9 protein-coding genes are annotated in these 6,031 nt (G+C 45.2%); all 9 read right to left on the bottom strand.

What is annotated here, in order from left to right:
• Window positions 1-474: 474 nt before the first annotated feature.
• Window positions 475-960, bottom strand: a complete 486-nt coding sequence (locus tag CWE08_RS09075) for a YajQ family cyclic di-GMP-binding protein (protein ID WP_126767666.1) — start codon at window positions 958-960, stop codon at window positions 475-477.
• A 169-nt stretch (window positions 961-1,129) separates the two neighbouring features.
• Entirely contained in the window at window positions 1,130-1,531 is a 402-nt protein-coding gene (gene rplQ / locus CWE08_RS09070; RefSeq protein ID WP_126767664.1) for a 50S ribosomal protein L17, read from the bottom strand.
• Between the two features lie 39 nt (window positions 1,532-1,570).
• A complete protein-coding gene (locus tag CWE08_RS09065) occupies window positions 1,571-2,560 on the bottom strand; it encodes a DNA-directed RNA polymerase subunit alpha (protein ID WP_126767663.1) in 990 nt (329 codons plus the stop codon).
• A 25-nt stretch (window positions 2,561-2,585) separates the two neighbouring features.
• Complete coding sequence (gene rpsD, locus CWE08_RS09060) at window positions 2,586-3,206, bottom strand: 30S ribosomal protein S4 (protein ID WP_007419209.1); 621 nt, start codon at window positions 3,204-3,206, stop codon at window positions 2,586-2,588.
• A gap of 30 nt (window positions 3,207-3,236) precedes the next feature.
• A complete protein-coding gene (gene rpsK, locus CWE08_RS09055) occupies window positions 3,237-3,626 on the bottom strand; it encodes a 30S ribosomal protein S11 (RefSeq protein WP_007419210.1) in 390 nt (129 codons plus the stop codon).
• Between the two features lie 12 nt (window positions 3,627-3,638).
• Window positions 3,639-3,995 (bottom strand): 30S ribosomal protein S13, encoded by a 357-nt coding sequence (gene rpsM, locus CWE08_RS09050; protein WP_126767674.1) that lies wholly within the window; start codon window positions 3,993-3,995, stop codon window positions 3,639-3,641.
• A 124-nt stretch (window positions 3,996-4,119) separates the two neighbouring features.
• The gene (gene rpmJ / locus CWE08_RS09045; RefSeq protein ID WP_072155090.1) at window positions 4,120-4,233 is read right to left on the bottom strand and encodes a 50S ribosomal protein L36; all 114 of its coding nucleotides are present in this window, start codon (window positions 4,231-4,233) and stop codon (window positions 4,120-4,122) included.
• A gap of 24 nt (window positions 4,234-4,257) precedes the next feature.
• On the bottom strand, window positions 4,258-5,586 hold the full coding sequence (gene secY, locus CWE08_RS09040; protein ID WP_126767661.1) for a preprotein translocase subunit SecY: 1,329 nt from the start codon (window positions 5,584-5,586) through the stop codon (window positions 4,258-4,260).
• A gap of 7 nt (window positions 5,587-5,593) precedes the next feature.
• Window positions 5,594-6,028, bottom strand: coding sequence for a 50S ribosomal protein L15 (rplO, locus tag CWE08_RS09035; protein ID WP_126767660.1), 435 nt, complete (start codon window positions 6,026-6,028; stop codon window positions 5,594-5,596).
• Window positions 6,029-6,031: the final 3 nt, after the last annotated feature.

Raw genomic sequence — 6,031 nt, 5'->3', positions numbered from 1 at the left:
CTCGAAAGCTGAACCTTGGTATAAAAGTAAACTTTCATACCTGCCACCGAAATGGCGTTTGGTTGATGCTTTTCTTGCGCAAGTGCCCACACAGATTACTTGGCTTGATATATTGTTAAAGAACGTTTGCTCGGCTCAGTGGAGCTCGTAGCAGGGAAGCGAATTTTACGCGACCCGGTGAAGAAGTCAAGAGCCTTTCGATCTTTTTTGATCGGTTCAATAAGCCGCTTTCTTTTTACTTCAATCATTGCTAGTAATGCTTTGCAACGGAGGCGCATTATAGTGATCTCAGAAGCTTGATCAAGATCTTTTTTTGATAAAACTACTGAACGCGTGATTTTTAACCTGTTCGCCGTATTTTAACGCTCATATTGTTGAAGATTACTATTAAACCGAACAAAAGCTAATCAAGTAATTCACTACTTTCTAGTGACCAAAACATAGCAAGCGGCGGGAGTTATTTGGAATTTGAATTTAATCCCTGAAATTTTCGAATTGTAACGGCAACTCAATCTCTGATTTCTTTAATAGCGCTATTGCATCTTGCAAATCGTCTCGTTTCTTGCCGTTGACTCTAACTTTGTCCCCCTGAATCGACGCCTGTACTTTTATTTTACGCTCTTTCAACAGCTTAATAATATCCTTCGCTAGCGGCTGGTCTATACCCTGTTTGAATGTCACTACGAAGCTAAATGTCTTGCCACTATGAATCGGCGAATCAGAAATATCTGCACCTGCCATTGAAATACCGCGCTTGGTACATTGATTCCTCAAAATATCCAATAACTGGCGTGCTTGAAAATCCGATTCCGATTTCAAAGTCACAGTAAGGTCCTTTAATTCAATTTCTGCTTCAACACCACGAAAATCGAATCGAGTTGAAAGTTCTCGATTTGCATTATCAACGGTGTTGCGTAATTCAACTTTATCGATTTCCGATACTATGTCAAAACTCGGCATATATGTTTCCTTTTTATATGGCTATCGCATAACTTAAAAAATTAGCTAGCTTCTATTTAATTTAAAAATATTATCACGACAAAGAAACTCAGGGGCGGGAAAAAAGTTTCGAAATTACAAATAAAAACGGGACCAAAAGGTCCCGTTTCTAAATTGAAGCATTGCTTGCTTACTCTTCAGCAGCAAACTCTTCAACGTTTTCTTCTGCATTTACAGGTCGGTCAACCAACTCGATGAATGCCATTGGTGCTTTGTCACCAGCTCGGAAGCCACATTTAAGAATCCGGGTGTATCCACCTGGACGCTCTGAAAAACGTGGGCCAAGCTCGCTAAATAGCTTACCAACAACTTCTTTATCACGAGTGCGTGCAAACGCTAAACGACGGTTTGCAACGCTATCCTGTTTCGCCAAAGTAATCAAAGGTTCGATTACTCGGCGCAGCTCTTTCGCTTTTGGAACAGTGGTTTTGATCACTTCGTGACGAACCAATGAACTAGCCATGTTACGGAACATAGCCTGACGATGGCTGCTGTTACGGTTAAGTTGACGACCACTCTTACGATGGCGCATACCAATACCCTTCTCAGTAAATCTTCTACTCAGGCGACCTTAGTCGTTATCCATCAAGCTTGCTGGAGGCCAATTTTCTAGCCGCATACCCAGCGATAATCCGCGTGATGCAAGAACGTCTTTAATTTCGGTCAATGATTTTTTACCAAGGTTAGGAGTTTTCAATAACTCAACCTCAGTACGCTGAACGAGATCGCCAATGTACTGAATCGCTTCTGCTTTCAAACAATTAGCAGAACGTACAGTCAGCTCAAGATCGTCCACCGGACGTAAAAGAATCGGGTCAAACTCCGGCTTCTCTTCTTTTTCTTCTGGTTCGCTAACATCGCGTAGCTCAACAAAAGCCTCTAACTGCTCAGCTAGAATCGTTGCTGCACGACGAATTGCTTCTTCTGGGTCAATGGTACCATTTGTTTCCATATCAATGACCAATTTGTCCAAATCAGTGCGCTGTTCAACACGCGCCGCATCGACTGTATAGGCGATGCGTTCAACTGGACTGAAAGAAGCGTCTACCAAAAGACGTCCAATCACACGATCTTCATCTTCGCTCTGCTGACGAACATTTGCAGGGACGTAACCACGACCACGTTCAACTTTAATGCGCATTGAAAAATCAATATCGCCGGTCAAAGTACAGATTAGGTGGTCTGGATTGCAGATTTCAACATCACCATCAGTGGTAATATCGCCTGCAACTACCGGGCCTGCACCCGACTTAGTTAAAGTTAATGTAGCTTCGTCTTTGCCGTTCAGTTTGACAGCCAGACCTTTCAAGTTGAGCAGGATTTCAATGATATCTTCCTGCACACCTTCTTTCGTGCTGTATTCATGCTGCACGCCGTCTATCTCTGCTTCAGTTACCGCACAACCCGGCATTGAAGAGAGAAGAATACGACGCAGCGCATTACCCAGCGTATGACCAAATCCACGCTCCAATGGCTCAAGTGTGACCTTGGTGCGATTGGTGCTGATTTGCTCGATATCAACGAGCCGCGGTTTCAGAAATTCGGTTACAGAACCCTGCATTGTGTCCTCTCTTTATGCTGAGGCCTTACTTAGAGTAAAGCTCTACGATCAACTGTTCGTTTATTTCCGCAGACAAGTCAGTCCGTTCTGGGAGACGTTTGAAGGTGCCTTGTAGTTCTTTAGCATCTACTTCTACCCATAACGGCTTTTCGCGCTGTTCTGCAAGCTCAAGTGCAGCACCAATACGTGCTTGCTTTTTAGCTTTTTCACGAATGCTGACCACGTCTTCAGGTTTTACCTGAAATGATGGAATGTTCACAACTCGACCGTTTACAACGATCGCTTTGTGACTTACCAACTGACGTGCTTCGGCACGAGTTGACGCAAAGCCCATCCGGTAAACTACGTTGTCAAGGCGAGCCTCAAGCAACTGTAATAAGTTTTCACCGGTGTTGCCTTTTAACCGCGCAGCTTCTTTATAGTAGTTGCGGAATTGCTTCTCAAGAATGCCGAAAATACGACGAACTTTTTGCTTTTCACGCAGCTGTAGACCGTAATCAGATAAACGACCGCGACGAGCGCCGTGTTGACCTGGTGCGTTCTCCAACTTACATTTTGAATCAATCGCACGAACACCACTCTTTAAGAAGAGATCTGTTCCTTCGCGACGACTCAGTTTGAGTTTTGGACCCAAATATCTAGCCATGTTCTTTCTCCAACTATCGTTTCACGCCAATTAAACGCGACGTTTTTTAGGCGGACGACAACCGTTGTGAGGAATCGGTGTCACATCGGTAATGTTTGTGATTTTGTAACCGACCGCATTCAGAGCGCGAATCGACGACTCACGACCTGGACCAGGTCCTTTCACGAACACTTCCAGATTTTTCAACCCATATTCCTTCGCCATTTCACCAGCTCGTTCTGCAGCTACCTGAGCAGCGAACGGAGTGGACTTACGCGAGCCGCGGAAACCTGAACCACCAGCGGTGGCCCAAGACAAAGCGTTGCCCTGGCGATCGGTGATTGTCACGATCGTGTTGTTGAAAGACGCATGAATGTGCGCCATCCCATCGGTCACTTGCTTTTTAACGCGTTTCCGAGCGCGAGTAGGTGTTTTAGCCATTAGCCTGTCTCCTTACTTCTTGATCGGTTTACGCGGACCTTTACGGGTGCGCGCATTAGTTTTAGTGCGCTGTCCACGTAGAGGTAAGCTGCGACGATGACGAAGTCCACGGTAGCAACCGAGGTCCATCAAACGCTTAATGTTCATTGATACTTCACGACGCAAATCACCTTCTACAGTGTATTTGGCAACTTGCTCACGAATTACGTCGATTTGTTCCTCTGACAATGTACCGAGTTTTGTATTTTCAGCGACACCACAGGCAGCCAAAATCGCTTGAGAGCGAGTTAAGCCAACACCGTAGATCGATGTTAATGCAATTACAGCATGTTTATTGTCAGGGACGTTAATGCCAGCTATACGGGCCACTAACATATCTCCTATAGTTTAATGGGCACCAGTTGAAAAGCCCGTTAGGATACTCAACCGGTATAATATTTGCAAATAGCAAACACCACAGCCCGGGAATATCCCGGACTGTGAATCTCTTTTGTTAACCCTGCCGCTGCTTATGCTTAGGGTCAGTACAAATCACCCGGACTACTCCGTGGCGCTTGATGACCTTGCAGTTGCGGCAGATCTTCTTAACGGAAGCACGTACTTTCATTGCTAATCTCCGTAACCAACGACCTTAACGGCCGTAGCCTTTAAGGTTCGCTTTCTTGAGCACAGACTCATACTGATGAGACATCAAATGGGTTTGTACCTGGGCCATGAAATCCATAATAACGATAACGATAATCAATAATGACGTACCGCCAAAGTAGAACTGTACGTTCCACGCAATCATCATGAATTCAGGAACCAAACAGATAAATGTTATATACAGAGCACCAGCTAAAGTCAGCCGCGTCATCACTTTGTCTATATAGCGAGAGGTTTGCTCACCTGGACGTATGCCCGGAATGAACGCACCAGACTTCTTCAAGTTGTCTGCCGTATCACGCGGGTTAAACACCAACGCAGTATAGAAGAAACAGAAGAAGATAATCGCTGTTGCGTATAGCATAACATACAATGGCTGCCCTGGTGAAAGGGTCAACGCTACGTTTTGCAATACTTCTGCAACACCGCCTTCACCTTGTCCAAACCAAGTCGCGATAGTACCTGGAAACAAGATGATGCTTGAGGCGAAAATAGGTGGAATTACACCAGCCATATTAACTTTCAATGGCAAGTGTGAACTCTGAGCAGCAAACACCTTGCGCCCTTGTTGACGCTTAGCATAGTTTACCACAATCCTACGTTGTCCGCGCTCTACGAATACAACAAAGTAAGTCACAGCAAAAACAATGACCGCGATTAACAACAGAAGTAACATCGGCAAGTTACCTTGACGCGCTTGTTCTGCTGTTTGACCGACCGCTGAAGGCAAGCCTGCAACAATCCCGGCGAAGATGATTATTGAGATACCATTACCAATTCCACGTTCTGTAATCTGCTCGCCCAGCCACATAAGGAACATGGTTCCTGTAACCAAACTAACAACAGCTGTGAAATAGAAGGCAAACCCTGGATTCTCTACCAAACCTGGTATCAGATTTGGTAGACCAGTAGCAATACCAATAGATTGCATGGTAGCCAGTACTAAGGTACCCCAACGCGTGTATTGGCTGATCTTGCGTCGCCCTGATTCTCCCTCTTTCTTAAGCTCTGCTAACTTTGGATGAACCACAGAAAGCAATTGCATAATAATAGATGAAGTAATATAAGGCATAATACCTAACGCAAGAATCGAAGCTCGCTCCAAAGCACCACCACTGAACATGTTAAACATGGAAACAATGGTGCCTTGTTGTTGTTCAAACAACTGAGCTAATACGCTTGCATCTATCCCAGGAATCGGCACAAAAGACGCGGCACGAAATACAATGATCGCACCGAGAACAAAAAGCAAACGCGCCTTTAGTTCAGATAGTCCGCCTTTCGCACTGTTTTTTTCCAATCCTGGTCTAGCCATGGGTCAATTATCCTTCGACTTTGCCGCCAGCGGCTTCGATTAACTCGAGCGCGCCTTTAGTAACTTTAATGCCCTGTACAGTAATGGCACGATTGATTTCACCAGACTTGATCACTTTCACGAACAAAATGTTCTTCTTGATCAAACCTGCTTCTTTCAACGTGTCTACGGTCGCGGTGTCGCCAGCTAATTTAGCCAACTCACTCAACGTGATCTCTGCAGTTTGCATTGCTTTACGCGAGGTAAAGCCAAACTTTGGTAGACGACGTTGAAGTGGCATTTGACCACCTTCGAAACCTGGTCTGACGCTGCCGCCTGAACGAGATTTCTGACCTTTATGACCACGACCACCTGTTTTGCCAAGACCTGAGCCAATACCGCGTCCGCGACGCTTCTTGTCTGTCTTTGCACCAGGAGCAGGAGAGAGAGAATTCAAAAACATGTC

This window comes from Aliidiomarina iranensis, from assembly GCF_003987135.1.
GTDB lineage: Bacteria > Pseudomonadota > Gammaproteobacteria > Enterobacterales > Alteromonadaceae > Aliidiomarina > Aliidiomarina iranensis.
The sequence above is the reverse complement of the archived record's forward strand: the minus strand, read 5'-3'. Positions and strand labels throughout refer to the sequence as shown.